Here is a 19,529-nt window from a genome sequence, read left to right as displayed (position 1 = left end):
TCATGAGCAATTCGAAAAAAGTCATCGTTATCACTGGCGCTTCCCAAGGTCTCGGCGCAGGCATGGTCAAGGCGTTCCGTGATCTGGATTACAACGTTGTCGCCACTTCGCGTTCGATCAAACCGTCCACCGACCCGGACATCCTCACCGTGGCGGGCGACATCGGCAACCCGGAAGTCGCCCAGCAAGTCATCCGTGAAGCCATCGAGCGTTTTGGTCGCATCGACACTCTGGTCAACAACGCCGGTATCTTCATCGCCAAGCCGTTCACCGCGTACACCGCGGAAGACTACGCCAACGTGCTGTCGGTGAACCTGAACGGCTTCTTCTACATCACCCAACTCGCGATCAACGAGATGGAAAAACAAGGCAAAGGTCACGTCGTCAACATCACCACCAGCCTGGTGGACCACGCCATCGACGGCGTGCCATCGGTACTGGCGTCGTTGACCAAAGGTGGGTTGAACGCGGCAACAAAATCTTTGGCTATCGAATACGCCAAGCGCGGGATTCGGGTGAATGCGGTCAGCCCTGGCATCATCAAGACCCCGATGCATGGCGAGGAAACTCATGAAGCGCTGGGCAATCTGCACCCGGTCGGGCACATGGGCGAGATCAGCGACATTGCTCAGGCGGTCGTGTACCTGGACAGCGCCAACTTTGTCACTGGCGAGATCCTGCACGTTGATGGAGGGCAGAGCGCGGGTCACTAAGAGCTGCTTTTCCAAACGCCAGAAACAACAAAGCCCTCGTATTTCTACGAGGGCTTTGTTTTGTATGGTGCCGGCACCAGGAGTCGAACCCGGGACCTACTGATTACAAGTCAGTTGCTCTACCAACTGAGCTATACCGGCGTGTTAGGGCGACGATTATAGCGATTGGGTTGGTTCTGTAAACCCCTGAATTCAGACTATTTTTGCGCGGGTGTCAGACCAGCCTCGCGGAGGTTTCTGCGGGGCTGGTCAGTAAAGCGTTACACGCCGTTTTTAACCGCTTGAATCAAGTCCTGACTCAGCACCTGCGCGGGCGCTACTTGCACGCTTTGCGTGTAGAACGGCGGCAGGTTTTGGGCCAGTGTCGATAACGCTTGGGCGGTGGTGTTGCCCGGCAACAACACATATTGCAGGTTGGACGGATAGCTCTGCGGCACGGGGCCTTCCATGGTCGAACCGTACGCGCCGAAGGTCATCACGGCCTGCGGGGTGGTGGGGTCGGGGGCGTAGAGGAAGACGAAGGTGCCGTACTTTGGATGCGTCAGGTATTGCTCGGCCTGGGCGCGAACCGCCGGGTCGGGGTCGTTCATCAGGGTCCAGCGCATGACCGCGTAGTTGCGGGTGGTTTCCATGAACGCTGTACGAATTGGCGACTGGTTCTCGACGCCTCCCAAGCACACCAGCAGGTTGCCGAATGGATCGATGAGGGCTACCGAGTTGAACACCGGGCTGTGCTGTGCAGTTTGTAACAGTGGCGGGGCGAGTTCTGCGCCGGGGTCACGCGGGTTCGCCGATTGCACGGTCAGCGCAAACGGGCTGAGCGCAGTCAGTGCCTGGCGGACTTTGCTGTTGGCCGGCAGGTTGGCCGGGTTTTGCAGTTGATCCGGCGGCAGACCGCTGTTGTTGCTGGCCTCGCGTACGGTGTTGACGCTGGCGGAGAAGATCGAGCTGGTGAGGAAGTAAGCCGCCGAGTCGATGGTCTGGCCACCGAACACCGGGCTGGTCGAACCCTGATAGGCCCGACTGACCGGCGCCGCGATGGCGTAATAACCCCAGGTATCCTGCGCTTGTTGGCGGATCTGCGGCGGCAGTGACGGAAAGGTGAACTGGCTGTTGTAGTTGATGCCTGCGTAGTCATCGATCGCACTGACGGCGACGTTAAATCCTGCAGTCAGCAGCGAACCAGCGCACATGGCGCACGGGTCCAGGGTGGTGACGACGGTCAACTGATTGGGCGGTGGCAGGTTCAATGGCGCGACGTTTTCGTAGTACCAGTCCACCAATTGCCGCTCGCCGTGGGCGGTCGGGTCATGAGGTAGAAAGTACGTGGTGCCACTGCCGGGGAAAGGCATCAGCACGTTGTTGTGCAGCGCGGCGATGACTTCGCCCGTTGCGTTGTTGATGATTGCGCCGCCCACCGCGAAGGTTTGCTGCAGTGCAGCATCAATGGCTTGGTTGGCGACGGTATCGACGGCTTCCTGTGCACTGTTCAATGTGCTCATGATTTTCCCAGCTCCTTGCTGTTTGAACGCCAGGAAAATCTGGCGTTTGGCAAAGATAGTTGAGGTTTCGCAGGTCGTTTATGTTGTTTTGGCTGAACGCTTATGCACAACGGGATTTGTACCGCACCTGCTTAGAGGCAAATTTGCGGACCCGTTCTCATTTGTTCGCAAATGCCTGTTTTTCCAATTTTTTTACAGGTGTACGAAAATTGAACAGTTGTGTTTCAGCCCCGAAACAGCCGTATATATTGGATCCACGATAATTTCATCCCCAGAGTTATCCACAGGCTGAAGCGTTTTAAGGGCGCTCGGCCAGGATCAGGAAATTACGCGGTGTAAGCGGGGTTTCGCAGAAGGTGCCGAGGCGAACCGCATAACCCTGTTCGGAGAGGAAAAGTGCTCGATCGAGTACCAGCCACAGCTCCAATGGGCGTCGGAAAAGTCCGCGCAGCAGCTCCAGATTGCGTACTTCGGCCAATCGCTGCCAACCGGTGGCTTCTAGTGCTGACCAATCTTGCGGGCCGATTGTGGATAACTCTTTGAGTGCGGCCAAATGGTGGCAGTAATCGGCGAAAGAGTTGTCCAGCCAGGCGCTGGGGAGGGAAGGGGTGGGCAGGTATTCGTTAATGCCGCGCAGCTGTCGCTGCAGCAGGTCGAAGGCCAGGCGTCGGGCCATGGAGGTGTCACGCTGACGTCGGACGCGAGCGCCAGCGGTGACGGTTTCGCTCATCGGTAGCGAAAGATCTTCGAGGGACAGCTGTAGGTCAGAGCGCTTGGCCGACGAGGAAAGCGTCTGATATTCGCTCACACTGATCCGGTTGTAGCAGCAAGGCGCGATGGCCAGTTGTTTGCAGCCTGCCGCGCTGGCGAGTTGGATCAGCCGCACATGCAGATCACCGCAGGCATGCAGCGCTACTGGCGTGTGGTCAGCATTCAATAAAGAGGCAGCACCGGGCGCGAGCACGTCTTGCTCGACGTGAAGCGCATGCAAATGATGACGTTGACTGAGTGCCTGGCCGCTGGCGACCAGCGCCGGGTCATATTCCAGGCAAGTGAGCTGCTGACTGGTTTGTAACAGGCGTCGCCCCAAATGTCCTTTGCCCGAACACCAATCCAGCCAATGCTTCGGTGTAGAGGCAAACGCCAGCCGACTGGCGAAGGCTTCGATCTGCTGCCACTTGCGCCCCGGCACATCGACATTCAGCCGATGGCCAGCTGCTTCGAGTGCATAAGCCGGCAATTTACCTACAGCGCTCAGCTCAAGGGACAACGCCGCCAGTGAAGCGAATGGCTCCGGCGCCTCCAGAAGAGCAGGTTGTTTATGAGCATTTTCCGCATCGTCCAATGACCTGCTGCGTAGCCATACGGACAACTCGGGGTAGGACGCTTCCCAGGGAAGCTGCAGATGAGTAAACGGCCGAGGCTTCCACAGCGCTTGGTGCTCGATCAGAAAAGCATCCAGTGCGGCGAAACGGGTGAGTAAGGCCTCACCCGTCAGCACGCAGGCATCAACGCCCTTGGCAGGCATCGACGCGCAGCCAGCGCTCCAGCAGCTTGAAGCCGCGAACCAGCACATAAGCCATCAGCAGATAGAACATGCCCGCCGCGAAGAAGATCTCCACCGGCAGGTAGGTCCGGGCAATGATGGTGCGGGCCATGCCGGTCAGTTCCAGCAGGGTCACGGTGCTGGCCAGGGCGCTGGCCTTGAGCATCAGGATGACTTCGTTGCTGTAGGCCGGCAGACCGATGCGTGCTGCGCGGGGCAGGATTATGTAGAACATCGCTTTGGCTCGGGACATGCCCAGCGCCCGGGCCGCTTCAATCTCGCCCTTTGGAATCGCCTGAATCGAGCCGCGCAGGATCTCGGCGATGTAGGCCGCGGTGTGCAGGGTCATGGTCACGGTGGCGCACCAGAACGGACTGCGCAGATACGGCCACATCGAGCTGTTACGCACCGCGTCGAACTGCGCCAGGCCGTAGTAGACCAGGAACAGCTGAACCAGCAACGGCGTGCCACGGAAAAAGAAGATGTAGCCGTAGGGGAATGCCCGCACGTACCAGAGTCGCGACGAGCGCGCGATGCCCAGCGGAATCGCCAGCAGCAACCCGGCAATTACGGCGATGGCCACCAGTTCCAGGGTCAGTGTCGCGCCCTGAGCCAGTTTCGGCAGCCACTTGATGATGACTTCCCAGTTCATTGGGTGCTCCTCGCGAAGCCGCGAGCGGCGCGTTTTTCCATGAAGTGCATGCCGGTCATGGCGAGAACCGTCAGGCCCAGGTACATGAACGCGGCCACCATATAAAAGGTGAACGGCTGCTTGGACACGGTCACGCCGATTTGCGCGTGACGCATGATTTCTTCCAGGCCGATGACCGATACCAGCGCGGTGTCTTTCATCAAGATCATGAACAGGTTGCCCAGCCCGGGCAGGGCGATGCGCCACATCTGCGGCATGATCAGTTTGGTGAAGATACGGAATTTCGACAGGCCCAACGCCACACCCGCTTCGCGGTGACCTTTGGGGATAGCCAAAATTGCACCACGAAACACTTCCGTGGCGTAGGCGCCGAAGCACAGCCCCAGTGCAATCACACCAGCGGCGAAGGCATTGAGTTCGAGGTCGGGGTTGCCGAAGAACTCGCCCAGGGCACGCATCAAGTTGACCGTGCCGAAGTAGATCAACAGCACCCAGAGCAATTCCGGGATGCCGCGAACCAGTGTCGAATAAGTGCCGCCAAGCCATTGCAGCGGCTTGTACGGGGAAGTCTTGGCCAAGGCGCCGAGCAGACCGAGCACCAGCCCCAGGCACAAGGCCGAGAGTGCCAGTTTCACAGTCATCAGCGCACCAGCGGCGAGCGCCGGGCCGAATCCGTAGAGATCGATAGTCATGGATTTCTTTTCAAATCGCGGCAGGCAATGCCAGGGACTGGCGCCGTCAGCGAACGGCGCCAGTCAGGCAGGTCAGAATCAATAGATGCTGAACGGGAAGTACTTGTCGTTGATCTTTTTGTAGGTGCCATCAGCGACGATTTCTTTCAGTGCGGTGTTCAGCTTCGTACGAATCTCATCGCCTTTACGCACAGCGATACCGATCTTGTCGCTTTCTTCCACCGGGTCGCCTTTGAACTCATAAGAACGGCCGGCGTCGCTTTTCAGCCACTCGTAGTTGACGTACTTGTCGGCCAGGATGCCGTCCAGACGACCGGAGGTCAGGTCGAGGTAGGCGTTTTCCTGGGTGTCGTAGAGTTTGACTTCAACGCCTTCCATGTTGTCTTCCAGCCAGGTGCCAGCGAGGGTCGCACGTTGTGCGCCGATCACTTTGCCTTGCAGGGAATCCTTGTCGGTTTTGAAGTCGACGTCTTTCTTGGCGATGAATTGCAGCTTGTTGGAGTAGTACGGGTCGGTGAAGTCCACCGCTTGCTTGCGCTCGTCGGTGATCGACATCGAGGAGATCAGGAAGTCGAATTTCTTGGCGTTCAGGGCCGGAATGATGCCGTCCCAGTCGGACGTGACCACGGTGCATTCGACTTTCATCTTGGCGCACAGGGCATCGCCGATTTCTTTGTCGAAGCCGACGACATTGCCACTGGCATCTTTGTTGTTGAACGGCGGGTAGGCCGCTTCGATGCCCATCTTCAAGGTCTCGGCGGCGGCACCGGCGCTGAAGGCCAGGGTGACGGCAGCAGCCAGGAAGATTTTTTTGTAGTTCTGCATGCGGGTAGCTCCGTTAGCGGTTGCTGGACATGAATTGTTTGCAGCGCGCCGAAAGCGGGTTTTCGAACACCTGCTGTGGCGATCCTTGCTCTTCTACCAGGCCCTGGTGGAGGAACACCACCTCGCTGGACACCTGACGGGCGAAGCCCATTTCATGGGTGACCAGCAGCATGGTGCGGCCTTCTTCGGCCAATGCGCGGATGACATTAAGTACTTCCTGGACCATTTCCGGGTCAAGGGCGGAAGTGGGCTCGTCGAACAGGATCACCTTGGGCTGCATCGCCAACGTGCGGGCAATGGCCGCGCGTTGTTGCTGACCGCCGGAGAGTTGCGCCGGGTAGGCGTGGCGCTTGTCAGCAATGCCGACCTTGGCCAGCAAGGCTTCGGCGACTTCGATGGCCTCGGCTTTGCTCTGGCCAAGCACCCGGCGCGGGGCTTCGATGATGTTGTCGAGCACGCTCATGTGCGGCCAGAGATTAAAGTTTTGAAACACAAAACCGATCTCGCTGCGCAGGCGATTGATCTGCTTGCCGTCGGCAGCAACCAATTCGCCGTTCTTGGCGGCTTTGAGCTTGAGTTCTTCGCCGGCCACCAGGATCTGGCCCTGATGCGGGTTTTCCAACAGGTTGATGCAACGAAGGAAGGTGGACTTGCCGGAACCGGAAGAACCCAGGATCGAGATCACGTCGCCGTCGCGGGCGGTCAGCGAGATGCCTTTGAGCACCTCAAGCTGTCCGTAGCGTTTGTGCAAGTTGCGGATTTCAAGCGCGGGCGTGGCCTCAGCCATGTGCGTTCCTCATAAGTATTTCGCTCCTGCTGTTGGCGGCCTTCCTGGCGAGGCGGCCAAGCTAGCATAGCGTCTGAATGGCAGCCAACAGCGCTACGGGCGGTAAACGGGTGGCCTGTGGCAGGTTGTCGCATCGGTACAGCAGACTGTCGCGCTGCTATCAACCGAACAGCCGTTTGAACCAGACGCCCAGCGGCTGTCCCGTAAAAAAGGGCGCGATGTTGCCAGCTTTGGCGGGGTGTTGGAAGCGCTAACCGGCCAAACGTTCCTGAGCTGCACTTTTATTGTGCGTCGCTATATTTTTGGGTGTGTTTCTGGTGCGCCGTTTCAGTCTTAAAGTGGGTCGCAGGGTAACGCTCTGGCGAATTGCCATTAATCTCAATGACTTGCGATGACTGTCCGGTCGCGCTACAGGCCCCGAGCCTGAGGAGTTTGTAACATTTTGGCGCAATTATTGCGTGCAGAATACGGAACGCCCCGTTGGTTTCTTTTTACGAGAAGGAACGCCACGCCGGGTGGACGTAATCGCTTTTCCTTACAAAGGTAGTTTCAATGAGCAGTACCCCAAGCTCCAATGGCCTCGAACAGGGGCTCAAACCGCGTCATGTGACCATGCTGTCGATCGCCGGGGTTATCGGCGCCGGCCTGTTCGTCGGCTCCGGCCACGCCATCGCCGCCGCAGGCCCAGCCGTGCTGTTGGCCTACGCTGCCGCCGGTATGCTGGTGGTGCTGGTGATGCGCATGCTCGGCGAAATGGCCGTGGCTTCGCCGGACACAGGCTCCTTCTCGACGTATGCCGATCGCGCGATCGGTCACTGGGCCGGTTTCACCATTGGCTGGCTCTACTGGTGGTTCTGGGTGTTGGTGATTCCGCTGGAAGCCAACGCCGCCGCGACCATCCTGCACGCCTGGTTCCCGAATGTGGCGATCTGGGCTTTCACCTTGATCATTACTTTGCTGCTGACGGTGACGAACCTGTTCAGCGTGAAGAACTACGGTGAATTCGAATTCTGGTTCGCCTTGGTCAAAGTCGTGGCGATCATCGGCTTCATCGGTCTCGGCGTTCTGGCGATCTTCGGCTTCCTGCCGACCAGCCAAGTCAGCGGCGTTTCGCACCTGTTCGACACCCAGGGCTTCCTGCCAAACGGCATGGGCGCGGTACTGGGCGCCATTCTGACCACCATGTTTTCCTTCATGGGCACCGAGATCGTGACCATCGCGGCCGCAGAATCGAAGAACCCTGGCCAGCAAATCTCCAAGGCCACCAACTCGGTGATCTGGCGGATTGGCTTGTTCTACCTCGTATCGATCTTCATCGTTGTGGCTCTGGTGCCATGGAACGACCCGGTACTGGCAGCCGTCGGCTCCTACCAGACCGTGCTTGAGCGCATGGGCATCCCGAATGCCAAGTTGATCGTCGACATCGTGGTGCTGGTTGCTGTGACCAGCTGCCTGAACTCGGCGCTGTATACCGCCTCACGCATGATGTTCTCCTTGGGCAAACGCGGTGATGCACCGGCCGTTTCCCAGCGCACCAACAAGAGCGGCACGCCGTACTGGGCCGTCATGTTGTCCACCGGTGCTGCGTTTATCGCGGTTTTCGCCAACTACGTGGCCCCGGCCGCCGTGTTCGAATTCCTGCTGGCCAGCTCCGGCGCTATCGCGCTGCTGGTGTATCTGGTGATCGCCATCTCGCAATTGCGTATGCGCAAGCAGCGCATGGCGCGCGGTGAAAAAATCGCTTTCAGCATGTGGCTGTTCCCGGCCCTGACCTACGCGGTGATCATCTTCATCGTTGCGGCCCTGACGATCATGCTTTTCCAGGAAGCGCATCGCGTGGAGATCCTCGCGACCGGTCTGCTGAGTTTGCTGGTGGTGGCTGCCGGTTTGTTTGTGGCTCGTCGTCGCAAGCTGCAGAAGATCGGTGCGGTGGTGTTGAACTGATTCGTACCGCATAACGCAAAACGGCCGCTGTCAGTGATGACAAGCGGCCGTTTTTGTTTAGGCTACGCACAGTTCAATTCGGTTGACCGGTTCTTCTAAGCTTGGTCGTTAATCAGGGTTGTTCCCGGTTTGTCATGAAGTCATCACTGACGTCATCGCCGTCGAACCAATTGTCCCAATCTTCTCCTGCGGGCGTGATGATGCGAGACCTACCGATGGAGACAACATCGACTTGTTTCACATTGTTCGGCATTACTACGGCCTTGGGCAGATAGATGATCTGGCTTCCATTGCTGATGAGTAGGGTGGTCTTCTCCATCGAGGTCTCCTGCGATTTTCAATGAAAACGGCCGCTGTCACTGATGACTAGCGGCCGTTTTTTTCTACTCGAAGGCGCTTATTCAGCCTTTTCTTCCTGCGCATCCAGCGACTCGCGATAGCTGTCGAGCGCCGTGCCGAAGTCAGTGATGAACTGCGGATCTGTCAGCCAGGCCTGGGCGGTGTCGCGGTCCATGCCGTCGGCCCACATGCGGTAATCGATCAGCATGTCGGCAGCCAGGTGAGTGGCGGCCATGGCTTCGTTGTCGGCGTTTTCCATGTCCAGCAGTTCTGGATGGTCGCTGATGATCCCGGCGAGGTTCGACAGCAGGGTCAGCAGCATGTCGTTGCGGCTGGTGGCTTCCGCGTCATGCATTTTGCTGAACATTGCCAGGGTGTATTCCGGGATCGGCTCGCCGATTTCCCCCAGATCATCGTCCAGCGCGGCGGGTTTTCTGCCGTGGATATTGATTTGCTTGGCTTTGATCTTGGCGCGTTTGGCGCGTTTCTGTTGCTTGTTCAGGGAGGCCATTAAATTCAGTTCGCTTTCGGTTGTGTTTGGGCCGCGATGGCGTCGGACGCCGCCACGTAGTCAGCCTGGAAGGCCGGGGATTCGATCCACGCCAGTGCGCCGGCTTCGTCGACTTCGGTGGACCATTGGCGATACTCGATCAACGCCGCGAGGATGAAGTCTGTCGCGCCTTCTTCGCCTTCCTGCTCGTACACCAGCTCCAGCAGCGGGTCTTCGAGGAAGGCTGCGCACATGGCTTGCTGACTGGTTTTTTCAGCGTCGATCATTTTCTTGAACAGCTCGGTCAAGTCAACCGATTCGAAGTCGATGCGATCGTCGTTCGGATCCAGTTCGACCGGCGCGGCGGCCCGTTGAGTGCGGTTCTGCTTGGCCTTGGCTTTGGCGCGTGTGGCGCGTTTGTTCTGCTTGTTGGCGGATGCCATGGGCGTCGTTCCGTATTCCGTTGAGTGGGCGCATCAGTCAGTTGCGTGGCACTAGCCGCCCAGGTGTATCGGGGGCCAGTTCGCCGGTCTGCAGCCAGGACAGTGCAATGGGCCATAGTGTGGCTTGGTATGCGCTACGAAAAAAGGCGAAATGTCCGACTTCTTGTTCGCCGATGTCTTCGGGGGCGATTCGCAGGTGGCTGTTCGTTGCTCTGGTGAAGTAACCGAGCAGGCGTTCGATAGCTGGAATCGTGCCGTAAGGATCGTCGCTGATGCTGATGGCCAGGTTTTGTGCGGTGACGGATGAGAAGGGCAGTCGCCCGGATTTTGCGTGAAGGACGCGACCGCTGGGGCGTTTCTCGTAGTGCGCGGTGGGCATGCTCCAGTCGTGAACCACGCCGGCGGGGGTGTCCTCTAGCCAGCCCAGACGTTTGCCGGGGAAGTAGCCGCAAAGCAATGTCATCAACGGCATCACCAGATGCCATTTGCCGAACATCCGCCAGCGATGGGCGGGCGCGTAATCGCGCCAGTAAGCGAATTGCGCACCGACGGTCACCAGGCGTCGAATCATATGCCCGGAGGCTCCCAGGCCCGCTGCACAGCCTCCAAAGCTGTGGCCTACAACATCGATGGGTTGCCCGGGAAATTCACGCTGAGCGCGCTTGAGCATCGCCTCAAAGTCCAGCGCGCCCCAATCTGACCATGAAGCCCGAAGCCCTTTCAGCGACGCGGGTCGCGATTCACCGATGCCACGGTAGTCGTAAGTGATCACGTCGAAGTCGTTGGCGAACAGGTAGTCGGCGAAGCGCGAGTAGTGGCGGCAGCGGACGGAGGTGGCGGCGTTGATGATGACGACCGGGCGGGTAACGTCCTGACGGGGGTGCCGCCAGGTGAAGCCGCCAAGGATGAAACCGTCGGCTGCGGGTTCCTTGAAAGAGTCACCAGGTGTGCCGGCGGGTAACGGCATTTCAAGTTGCGTCGGGGCCAGTGAGGGCATGTCCTGAAAATTCATCGGCTTTGAACCTTTGCGGTTAGCCAGTCACCATAGTCTTCACGCCGTTTATGAACAATCCACCCGTGCTTATCGGAGCCTCTGCTTGAGTAACCGCTCCTCAAGCACCGCCCATTCCCGATCCAGTTCTGTGCGAAGTTCCTCCTCGCTCGGCAGCACCAGTCTGTAGGTACTGGCGAACAGTTGTTCGTTGCCTTGCAGCACTGAATAGCGCACCACCGATTCATCTTTTTGCGCGCAGAGAATGAGCCCGACGGTGGGGCCGTCCTCCGGTCCGCGCTTGAGGTCGTCGTACATGCGCACGTACATGTCCATCTGACCGACATCCTGGTGGGTCAGTACGCCGCGCTTGAGGTCGAAGATGACGAAGCACTTGAGCAGGTAGTTGTAGAACACCAGGTCGATGTAGAAGTCTTTGCTCTCGGTACTGATGCGTTGCTGGCGAGCGATGAAGGCGAAGCCTTTGCCCAGTTCGAGCAGGAAGCCCAGGAGTTGATTGATCAATGCTTGTTCAAGTTCGCTTTCCTGGATCAACCCCGCATTGGGCAGGCCGAGAAACTCCAGTAGCACTGGGTCCCGGATGAAATCCCGAGGGCTGACGTTCATTTGCTGGATGTTGGTGGCGGCTTCCTGTTTGGCGGCATCCCGGTCGCGGCTCGCCAGCAGGCGTTCGTAATAGAGGGTATTGATCTGGCGCTCGAGGGCGCGACTTGACTAGTTCTGCAGGGCTGATTCGTTCATGTACCAGTGGCGAGCGTTGTCGTTGTCGACTCGTAGCAGTCTGCGGTAGTGGGTCCAGCTCAATTCGGAACGCACTGCGTTCCAAATTGGAAAGGTCTGATAAAAATCCCGCATGTATCGCAGGTTGCGTTCGTCAAAACCTTTCCCAAACTGCTCCGTCAGTACTTTCGCCAGTGTCGATAGCAGCTGCTTGCCATAACCCGCCCGCCGGGCCCCCTCCTGCTCGAACTCCACAATATGCCGTCCGATCTGCCAGCAGGTTTGCACTTGGACGGTATCGACCGCTCGCAGCACCTTCTGACGCGCTTCGCGGATCAATTCGCCAAGATTGCCGAGCAGTGAAGTGATCTGTGGATCTTGAGTGTTACCGGATTTGAGGGGGCTCATGACATTTTCCGCAGCTGAAGGAAACAGGCGGAAGAGGATGGCAAGAGAGTGATAGCCCGCGATGCCGGGCGCGGCTGGTAAATCGGAAGGAAAGTCCGACTGGTTTTGCGGGATCACGCCTACGGCAATCCGCGCTTGGGGAATACAACGTGTAGTCCGATTCGTAGTGAACCCAAGTACTAATCAATCTAAAACTTGAGCATTCAGCGAGAAATCTAAAAGGAGTAACGGTAGGGCTCTGTGGAGCCCGGGAGTCGCCATCATGAAGTACGTCCATTCACTCATGTTGCCCATCGCCGCAGTCGGCGTGTTGATGTTCCCTGTAATGCTGAGCGCTGCCAGCCTCGAGCCCATAGACAACTCAGGCGTACAGGTCCAGCCGCAACAGCAAAGCGGGATCACTTATCTGTCCGGGGGGATTGGAGAAGATGAGTCGAAGGCTATCCAGCAAGCCACCGGCTATAACCTGCACATGACCTTCTCCATCGGGGTGGAGAACAAATATGTTCCCGATGTGGATGTGATCATTCAGAAAGAACCAGGGCAGCCGGTACTGACGCTGAGTCAGGCTGGCCCGCTGGTGTACGTTCAGCTACCTCCCGGCAAGTACACCGTGGTGGCGACGCGTAATGGCGAGGCGAAGCATGACACTGCGGATGTAGGAAGCGGCACGGCCCGTAATCTGGTTTTCCACTGGAGTGGTGAAGAATAAATGGATGAGGTTTTTACGGTGATCAGCCTTCCTTTGCCATTACACTCCCGCGCCTCATAAAACGCGTTGGAAGGGATGCTGAACTTGAAAGGGATTTTGCGTGTGGGTTCTGTCGTGAGCCTTGTATTGATGCTCGCGGGTTGCGGAACAATGATCGGCCGACTGAATGGCGCGTCCGAAGAGAATTACTACAAGGGTGTTGATGGCGACCTGCATTTGCTTGGCGCGAGGGGTGGCGGCAGTAGCGGTATGCCGGCGGCTGTCATGTGTTACTTCATGATCGTCTGCCCGCTGATCACGGTGGTGTCGCTGCCGGTGGATGCAGCGCTGGACACCGTGTTGTTGCCAGTGGATTACGTCAACACGCTATGACGTTTGCTTCAGCCTGAAGCATCTTGTGATGCCTCAGGCTGGCAGTCGGGTTAACGATGTGCGGATGACGGCATAACCGTGGGTTCATCAGTCGAACCGCGCCTGATCAAATCCCAGGCATAAAAAAACCCTGAATCTTGCGATTCAGGGTTTTCGGTATTTGGTGCCCAGAGACGGAATCGAACCGCCGACACGGGGATTTTCAATCCCCTGCTCTACCGACTGAGCTATCTGGGCAACGGGGCGCATTAAACTGGTTTTTCGGGGGGTCGTCAAGAAAGTTTTCAAAAAAATTTTAATTATTACCGTCGCTTACGTTCCGACCCTCGAAAATGCGGGATTATTCAGCCGGCGGAACGTAGCCGTCAGCCTTGGCGTATTCCTCGCCGGAAAAGAACTTGTCCATCTCGCCCTGAAGATATTTGCGGTCTTCGGCGTTCATCATGTTCAGGCGTTTTTCGTTGATCAGCAGGGTCTGGTGCTTTTGCCAGTCTGCCCAGGCTTTGGCCGAGACGTGGTCAAAAATGTCCTGACCTTTTGCGCCAGGAAATGGAGCGCGCTCCAGGGCGGGCAATTCTTCTTTGTACTTGCGGCACATGATGGTGCGGGTCATGACGACTCTCCTGCGTTCAATACGGCGGCCGCGCGTTCGAGCAAGGTTTTGACCGGGGCGGCAAGGCCCAGGCGCGGCGGGGTGGCGAGGTTATACCAGAGCCAGTCGGCCTCGGCCACGTGATGGCCGGCCTCCTGGACCTGAACCAGCCAGGGTTCGATGGATAACTGAAAATGACTGAAGGTGTGTACCAGGCTCGGCAGCGCCTGTTGGCTGCCAAGTTCCAGCGAATGCTGCGAAGCCAGATGTTGCAGGTCGTCGAGGTCGTCGAGTTCCGGCAGGCTCCATAGACCGCCCCACAAGCCCGTGGAAGGGCGACGGTAAAGCAGAATCGCGCCTTCGCCGTTGGCGAGCATCGGCATCAGCGTGCGCTTCTGTGGCACGGCTTTGCGCGGTTTGGGGATCGGGTAGCGCGTCTCCAGGCCAAGCATGTGCGCTTCGCAGCCTTTTTCGAGCGGGCAGAGCAGGCAACTCGGCTTGCTACGGGTGCAAAGCGTGGCGCCCAGATCCATCATCGCCTGGGTGTAGGCGTTAACCCGATCATGCGGCGTAAAGCGCTCAGCGTTCGCCCACAGCTGTTTGGCGACCTTTGGCTCGCCCGGATAACCCTCTTGCGCGGTAAAGCGCGCCAGCACCCGTTTGACGTTGCCGTCGAGGATCGGCGCCCGCAGGCCCATGCTCAGGCTGGCGATGGCGCCGGCTGTGGACAGGCCGATGCCCGGTAGATCAACCAGCTTTTCCACATCGCGGGGAAACTCGCCGCCGTACTGCTCGACGACGATCTTCGCGGTCTTCTGCAGATTGCGTGCACGGGTGTAGTAACCAAGGCCGGTCCACAGGTGCAGGACTTCATCTTCCGGCGCGGCGGCCAGGGCCTCGACCGTCGGCAACGAAGCCATGAAGCGGTCGAAGTAGTTCAGCACGGTGCTGACCTGGGTCTGCTGCAGCATGATTTCCGAGACCCACACCCGATACGGGGTGATGCCTTGTTGCCAGGGCAAATCGTGGCGGCCGTGGCGGTCGTACCAGTCCAGCACCGCCGATGAAAACTGCTCGGCTCTCATCGCTTGAACAGCCCCTTCAACGCGTTTTTCAGTTCAGGGCTGACTTTGTCGCCAAGCTTCTCGTCGATTTTTTCGCTGATTTTTTCGCCAGCCAGTTTGCTTGCGACCTGGCCCATGCGTTCGTTATCCAGGCGGCAAGCCTTGGCGCCCAGTTCCAGCGGGCCACGGCAGCGCAGCGGCCACTCGATGCCGACGAACTTCTCGCCGACCTGGCAAGCCGGGTCTGGCATGTCGCTCTTGTCGCCTTCGACGATAACGCCCACGCGATAATCCATGCCCAACACCCGAAGATCGACATCGCCGTCGCCGTTGACGGTCATGCCCGGGATGCGCACTTTCAGGTCCGGGTTGCTGGCCACGCCGTTACGGAAGGTCAGGTTGCCCTTGAGCTCCTGGAACGGTGTGTCCTTGCCCCTTGGCTCGCCGCTGAGGGATTTACGGTTCAGGGTGGCGATGCCTTTGCACAGCTGCTGTTCGAGGTTGGCATTGAGCAGCACGCCGTTGTTGATGATGAAACTGGCGTTGCCGTTGAGGGTTTCGATCAGCGCTTTCTGGCTGTTGCCGCTGCCGGTCAGGCTGCTGTTGAGCGTCACCAGACCTTTGACCGGTGGATTTTTACCCTGGCTTTCGAGGATTTTTTCCACCGGTACTCTACTGATGCTCGTCTGCATGTTCAGCGCTGGCACCTGTTGGCGCACGTCGAGCGTACCTTTGGCGTCGAAGTTGCCGTCGTACAGGTCGCCGCGAAGGCTTTCCAGTGTCAGCAGGCCGCCCTGGCCTGTGGCTTTGAGCGCAGCGTTCTGGATCGGCAATTTATCGAGGGTCAACTGACCGAAGGTGAGGTCAGCGTCCACGTCGAGTTTGGCCAGGCGCTCCACCGGCAACAGGCGCTCGTTGCTCCACGCGTCTTTGGTCGGTGCTTGCGGCAGCGGTGTGCTGCCCGCGCCAGCCATGGCCTCGGCCTCGGTGTTGGCCACTTCGGCCTTACGCACCTGCGTCGCGCTACTGGCTTCGGCGGATTTTGGTGGCAGATAACGGTCGACGTTGAAGGTGTCGGCCTTGAGGTTCGCCCGCAGCGATTGTTTGGCGAAGTCCTCGACGGCGATGCGGCCACTGAAGGTGCTGTCGTCGACTTTCAGGTTGATGTTGTCGAGCACCACGCTGGTCGGCGTGCCAGCCAGACGGCTGACTAACTCGACTTTGCTCAGGCTGCCTTCAGCCATCGCCGGAAGCTTCTGGCCGATGCTGTCGACGAATTTCGCCAGATCGAACTGGGCGATCGACAGGCCGCCGCTGATTTGCGGGGTTTTGTCGAGGTCGTTGACCTTCAGTTCACCCAATGCGCGCAGTTGGTTGGCGGAGATCTTGATGCCAGTCCATTCGGCGACGTTCGCGGCTTTATCGAGCAGTAACTGGCCCTGGGCGGCGAAGGTCATGGTTTTGCCTTGCAGCGGATCGCCAGCCACTTCGCCGGAGAGTTTCATGTCTTCGAATTTGTAGCGCTGCAGGGCACGCTCGAAACGCAGCTCGCCGTTGAGCTCGGTGCGGACACGCAAAACCGGCTGGTTGGTGCCCAGGAACGCGGTGAGTTTGACCGGGATGTTCGTGGAGTCATGCACCGGGCCGGTACTCAGCTGGATGCTTTCTGCGCTGAATTGCTTGCCGGTTTTCTCGTCGCTGTACTCAACGCGGGCGTTGTTGACGGTCAGGCTGTCGATGTCCAGGCGAATCGGCTGGGCCGGTTTTTCCGCTTGGGCGGTGGTCTCGGGTGCTGGTTCGCCAGTGGTCGCGGGCGGCGTGGCCGGGGCCGGTGCCTTGCCGATGTCTTGCCAGTTGCCGTGGCCGTCCTTGTCGCGGGTCAGGCGCAGGTTCAAGCCTTCGACGCGTACATCGCTCATCTGCACTTCACGGCGCAGCAGCGGCAACACGCGAACCGACAGGCCGAGCATCTGCAAGTCAGCGAACGGCTCGGTGGGCTTGGCCAGGGTTGCGACGCTGGCTTCGTGCAATTCCAGGCCCAGCCACGGGAACAGGCTCCAACCGATATCGCCATTGAGCGTCAGCTCGATGTGGGCCTTGTCGCGGGCTATCTGGCGAATCTCGTCTTTATAGTCGTTGGGATCAAAGAGGTGGGTCAGGGCAAAGCCCAGCGCCACAATGATCAGCAACAGCCCGAGAAGTACCAGACCCAGGATTTTGCCGAACGCTTTCATGGGCGAGTCCTTGTAGTTAGTCGAATTCGAAATTTAGCCGGGGAGTATAGCGCTCCGCAGCGGACGACCGGTCAGCGATCACGTCGGCAACCCATCCAGCGGTATTTTCAGTTTGGCCGCCAGCGCTTGCGCCTCCAGATGCCCGGCAGGCGCCAACAGATGCAATGTCACACCCGCTTGCGACGCCATTTTCCGCGCTTCGTTCACCAGGCGCTCGGCTACGCCACGACGACGGGTAATTTTTCGTACGCATATTTGGGACAAGTGCCAAACATCAGTCTGCCGCTGCAAACGAGCCGCTCCAAGCAACCGGTCATTGAAGCGTCCAGCGATCAGCGAACCATCGCCCAGGCAGGCTTCGATCAGCTGCAAATCCCCGGAAAACGGGGCAAACAGCCCGTGCGGAGCGTCGCGGTAGATCTTCTGCAGATCTTGCTGATCCTGATAAGTGGCTTCGATCAGCGGCTCGACAATGATCGGCATGAGGGCTCCTGCAGTGGTACGAGAACTGTTGACGTACAAAAGGTGATATCACTTTGATTTTTCTGTCACGTACAGATGGTAACCTCTGCCGGTTCGTCCGTCCTTCTGCGACGTGATGTCGCGCCAAAATGGAGCTTCACCTCAAAAACAGTCATGCGTGCGCATAAAGGCTGGGGGTGAGGAGCGCTGACGAACCATTCTAATAATTGGGGGATACACCATGACCACGAGCATCACGGCGGACGGCCTAAAAGCCGACCAGCCCGCGTTCCTGTCCAAGGAACGCATCATCGCCAAGCCCGGTTTCAACCGCTGGCTGGTACCACCGGCCGCCCTGGCCATTCACCTTTGCATCGGCATGGCCTACGGCTTTTCGGTGTTCTGGTTGCCACTGTCCAAAGCGTTGGGCGTGACCAAGGCAGTGACCTGTGCCCCGGACATGAGCTTCATCTCGCAAGTCTTCTCGTCCCAATGTGACTGGCCAATCTCGATGCTCGGCTGGATCTACACCCTGTTCTTTATCTTCCTTGGTTGCTCGGCCGCCATTTGGGGCGGCTGGCTGGAACATGCCGGGCCACGCAAGGCTGGCGTTGTATCGGCGCTGTGCTGGTGTGGCGGTCTGCTGATTTCAGCGCTGGGGGTCTATACCCACCAGATATGGTTGATGTGGATCGGCTCCGGGGTCATTGGCGGTATCGGCCTGGGCTTGGGTTACATCTCGCCGGTCTCGACCCTGATCAAGTGGTTCCCGGACAAGCGCGGCATGGCCACAGGCATGGCGATCATGGGTTTTGGTGGTGGCGCGATGGTCGGTGCTCCGCTGGCCGCAGCCTTGATGGGCCACTTCGCTTCGCCAACCAGCGTCGGCGTGTGGCAGAGCTTCCTGGTGATGGCCGCGATCTACTTCGTGTTCATGATCGGTGGCGCATTGTCCTACCGCGTTCCGCCAACCGGCTGGAAGCCTGAAGGCTGGACCGCTCCGGCGAAGAAAGCTTCCAACGCGATGATCACCCACCGTCACGTCCACGTGAACGTGGCGTGGAAAACCCCGCAATTCCGTCTGGTGTGGCTGGTGCTGTGCCTGAACGTTTCGGCGGGTATCGGCATCCTCGGCATGGCTTCGCCGCTGTTGCAGGAAGTATTCGCCGGTAAATTGCTGGGCACTGACCAGACGTTTGGTCAACTGGACGCTGGGCAACTGGCCTCGATCGCGGCAATTGCTGCCGGCTTCACCGGTTTGCTGAGCCTGTTCAACATCGGTGGCCGGTTCTTCTGGGCCTCGTTCTCGGATTACCTGGGCCGCAAAAACACTTATTTCGTGTTCTTCGCGCTCGGTTTTGCGCTGTACGCGTTGATCCCGAACCTCGGTCACCTGGGCAATGTTGCGCTGTTCGTGGCTGCGTTCTGCATCATCCTGTCGATGTACGGCGGTGGTTTTGCGACTGTCCCTGCGTATCTTGCGGACTTGTTCGGTACGCAAATGGTCGGCGCGATCCACGGTCGTCTGCTGACAGCGTGGGCGGCGGCGGGCGTGTTGGGGCCGGTGTTGGTGAACTACCTGCGTGAGTATCAGCTGAGCATCGGCGTTGAACGCGCCGCGGCTTACGACATCACCCTGTACATCCTTGCAGGCCTGCTGGTGCTGGGTTTCATCTGCAACCTGCTGGTGCGTCCGGTGGCTGACAAGTACTTCATGACCGACGCTGAACTGGCCGCCGAACAGGCGCTGGGCCACGACAAGGGCGCTGATGCCAGCACTTCGCTGGAGTGGAAAGCGGCACCGGGCACACGTCCGCTGGCGATTGCTGCGTGGCTGGTGGTGGGGATTCCGTTGGCGTGGGGTGTTTGGGTGACCCTGCAAAAAACCGCAGTGTTGTTCCACTAAGTTAAGTAAACGCATCACCCCTGTGGGAGCGGGCTTGTTCGCGAAGGCGGTGTGTCAGGCGGCGTTAATGTCGACTGACACTCCCTCTTCGCGAGCAAGCCCCGCTCCCACATT

19 protein-coding genes, 2 tRNA genes and 1 pseudogene are annotated in these 19,529 nt (G+C 58.8%); 5 read left to right on the top strand and 17 right to left on the bottom strand.

Annotated elements, in window-relative coordinates:
• Positions 1–2: 2 nt before the first annotated feature.
• The gene (locus ACMXYJ_RS31995; protein WP_415758324.1) at positions 3–713 is read left to right on the top strand and encodes an SDR family NAD(P)-dependent oxidoreductase; all 711 of its coding nucleotides are present in this window, start codon (positions 3–5) and stop codon (positions 711–713) included.
• A gap of 65 nt (positions 714–778) precedes the next feature.
• Here the strand turns inward: ACMXYJ_RS31995 and ACMXYJ_RS31990 are convergent.
• The 7 genes from ACMXYJ_RS31990 to ACMXYJ_RS31960 form a co-directional block, all read right to left on the bottom strand.
• Positions 779–854: transfer RNA gene (locus tag ACMXYJ_RS31990), tRNA-Thr, on the bottom strand.
• Positions 855–973: 119 nt separating this feature from the next.
• Positions 974–2,215 carry a nucleoside deaminase gene (locus ACMXYJ_RS31985; protein WP_415758323.1) on the bottom strand — a complete coding sequence of 414 codons (1,242 nt, stop codon included), beginning with the start codon at positions 2,213–2,215 and terminating at the stop codon, positions 974–976.
• 298 nt (positions 2,216–2,513) lie between these two features.
• Positions 2,514–3,743, bottom strand: coding sequence for a methyltransferase (locus ACMXYJ_RS31980; RefSeq protein WP_415758322.1), 1,230 nt, complete (start codon positions 3,741–3,743; stop codon positions 2,514–2,516).
• Positions 3,724–4,413: an ABC transporter permease gene (locus ACMXYJ_RS31975; RefSeq protein WP_415758321.1), complete on the bottom strand. Its 690-nt coding sequence runs from the start codon at positions 4,411–4,413 to the stop codon at positions 3,724–3,726. The genes ACMXYJ_RS31980 and ACMXYJ_RS31975 overlap by 20 nt, the downstream gene beginning before the upstream one ends.
• On the bottom strand, positions 4,410–5,105 hold the full coding sequence (locus ACMXYJ_RS31970) for an ABC transporter permease (protein WP_008149380.1): 696 nt from the start codon (positions 5,103–5,105) through the stop codon (positions 4,410–4,412). The genes ACMXYJ_RS31975 and ACMXYJ_RS31970 overlap by 4 nt, the downstream gene beginning before the upstream one ends.
• Before the next feature lie 78 nt (positions 5,106–5,183).
• Complete coding sequence (locus ACMXYJ_RS31965; protein WP_056745507.1) at positions 5,184–5,930, bottom strand: ABC transporter substrate-binding protein; 747 nt, start codon at positions 5,928–5,930, stop codon at positions 5,184–5,186.
• A gap of 13 nt (positions 5,931–5,943) precedes the next feature.
• A complete protein-coding gene (locus ACMXYJ_RS31960; RefSeq protein ID WP_007897462.1) occupies positions 5,944–6,717 on the bottom strand; it encodes an ABC transporter ATP-binding protein in 774 nt (257 codons plus the stop codon).
• Between the two features lie 552 nt (positions 6,718–7,269).
• Here ACMXYJ_RS31960 and gabP point away from each other — a divergent pair.
• Positions 7,270–8,661: a GABA permease gene (gabP, locus tag ACMXYJ_RS31955; RefSeq protein ID WP_415758320.1), complete on the top strand. Its 1,392-nt coding sequence runs from the start codon at positions 7,270–7,272 to the stop codon at positions 8,659–8,661.
• 112 nt (positions 8,662–8,773) lie between these two features.
• Here the strand turns inward: gabP and vapB are convergent, their stop codons facing one another.
• The 5 genes and pseudogenes from vapB to ACMXYJ_RS31930 all read right to left on the bottom strand — a co-directional run bounded on the left by vapB (position 8,774) and on the right by ACMXYJ_RS31930 (position 12,073).
• Complete coding sequence (vapB, locus tag ACMXYJ_RS31950; RefSeq protein WP_095127572.1) at positions 8,774–8,980, bottom strand: type II toxin-antitoxin system VapB family antitoxin; 207 nt, start codon at positions 8,978–8,980, stop codon at positions 8,774–8,776.
• A gap of 78 nt (positions 8,981–9,058) precedes the next feature.
• Positions 9,059–9,511 (bottom strand): hypothetical protein, encoded by a 453-nt coding sequence (locus ACMXYJ_RS31945; RefSeq protein ID WP_111449435.1) that lies wholly within the window; start codon positions 9,509–9,511, stop codon positions 9,059–9,061.
• Positions 9,512–9,516: 5 nt separating this feature from the next.
• Positions 9,517–9,933: a hypothetical protein gene (locus ACMXYJ_RS31940; protein WP_150656786.1), complete on the bottom strand. Its 417-nt coding sequence runs from the start codon at positions 9,931–9,933 to the stop codon at positions 9,517–9,519.
• A gap of 37 nt (positions 9,934–9,970) precedes the next feature.
• Positions 9,971–10,945, bottom strand: coding sequence for an alpha/beta hydrolase family protein (locus ACMXYJ_RS31935; protein WP_415758319.1), 975 nt, complete (start codon positions 10,943–10,945; stop codon positions 9,971–9,973).
• 69 nt (positions 10,946–11,014) lie between these two features.
• Positions 11,015–12,073: pseudogene (locus tag ACMXYJ_RS31930) on the bottom strand (PDDEXK nuclease domain-containing protein).
• 262 nt (positions 12,074–12,335) lie between these two features.
• Here ACMXYJ_RS31930 and ACMXYJ_RS31925 point away from each other — a divergent pair.
• Together ACMXYJ_RS31925 and ACMXYJ_RS31920 are read left to right on the top strand one after the other, a co-directional pair.
• The gene (locus ACMXYJ_RS31925) at positions 12,336–12,785 is read left to right on the top strand and encodes a carboxypeptidase regulatory-like domain-containing protein (protein WP_415758318.1); all 450 of its coding nucleotides are present in this window, start codon (positions 12,336–12,338) and stop codon (positions 12,783–12,785) included.
• Between the two features lie 102 nt (positions 12,786–12,887).
• Positions 12,888–13,157 (top strand): YceK/YidQ family lipoprotein, encoded by a 270-nt coding sequence (locus tag ACMXYJ_RS31920; RefSeq protein WP_415758317.1) that lies wholly within the window; start codon positions 12,888–12,890, stop codon positions 13,155–13,157.
• A gap of 161 nt (positions 13,158–13,318) precedes the next feature.
• Here the strand turns inward: ACMXYJ_RS31920 and ACMXYJ_RS31915 are convergent.
• The 5 genes from ACMXYJ_RS31915 to ACMXYJ_RS31895 form a co-directional block, all read right to left on the bottom strand.
• Positions 13,319–13,394, bottom strand: a tRNA-Phe gene (locus ACMXYJ_RS31915).
• A 103-nt stretch (positions 13,395–13,497) separates the two neighbouring features.
• Positions 13,498–13,770, bottom strand: coding sequence for an oxidative damage protection protein (locus tag ACMXYJ_RS31910; RefSeq protein ID WP_008149405.1), 273 nt, complete (start codon positions 13,768–13,770; stop codon positions 13,498–13,500).
• Complete coding sequence (mutY, locus tag ACMXYJ_RS31905) at positions 13,767–14,834, bottom strand: A/G-specific adenine glycosylase (protein ID WP_415758316.1); 1,068 nt, start codon at positions 14,832–14,834, stop codon at positions 13,767–13,769. Before mutY ends, ACMXYJ_RS31910 begins: the two co-directional genes overlap by 4 nt.
• Positions 14,831–17,047, bottom strand: coding sequence for an AsmA family protein (locus tag ACMXYJ_RS31900; RefSeq protein ID WP_415758315.1), 2,217 nt, complete (start codon positions 17,045–17,047; stop codon positions 14,831–14,833). The genes mutY and ACMXYJ_RS31900 overlap by 4 nt, the downstream gene beginning before the upstream one ends.
• A gap of 78 nt (positions 17,048–17,125) precedes the next feature.
• Positions 17,126–17,530: an acetyl-CoA sensor PanZ family protein gene (locus tag ACMXYJ_RS31895; RefSeq protein ID WP_415758314.1), complete on the bottom strand. Its 405-nt coding sequence runs from the start codon at positions 17,528–17,530 to the stop codon at positions 17,126–17,128.
• 220 nt (positions 17,531–17,750) lie between these two features.
• On the opposite strand from ACMXYJ_RS31895, the gene ACMXYJ_RS31890 reads away from it, so the two are divergent.
• The gene (locus ACMXYJ_RS31890; RefSeq protein ID WP_415758313.1) at positions 17,751–19,415 is read left to right on the top strand and encodes an OFA family MFS transporter; all 1,665 of its coding nucleotides are present in this window, start codon (positions 17,751–17,753) and stop codon (positions 19,413–19,415) included.
• The last annotated feature ends 114 nt before the right edge of the window (positions 19,416–19,529 follow it).

This window comes from Pseudomonas arabinosi, from assembly GCF_047758675.1.
Classification (GTDB): domain Bacteria; phylum Pseudomonadota; class Gammaproteobacteria; order Pseudomonadales; family Pseudomonadaceae; genus Aquipseudomonas; species Aquipseudomonas arabinosi.
This window is presented reverse-complemented; position numbering and strand designations above follow the sequence as displayed.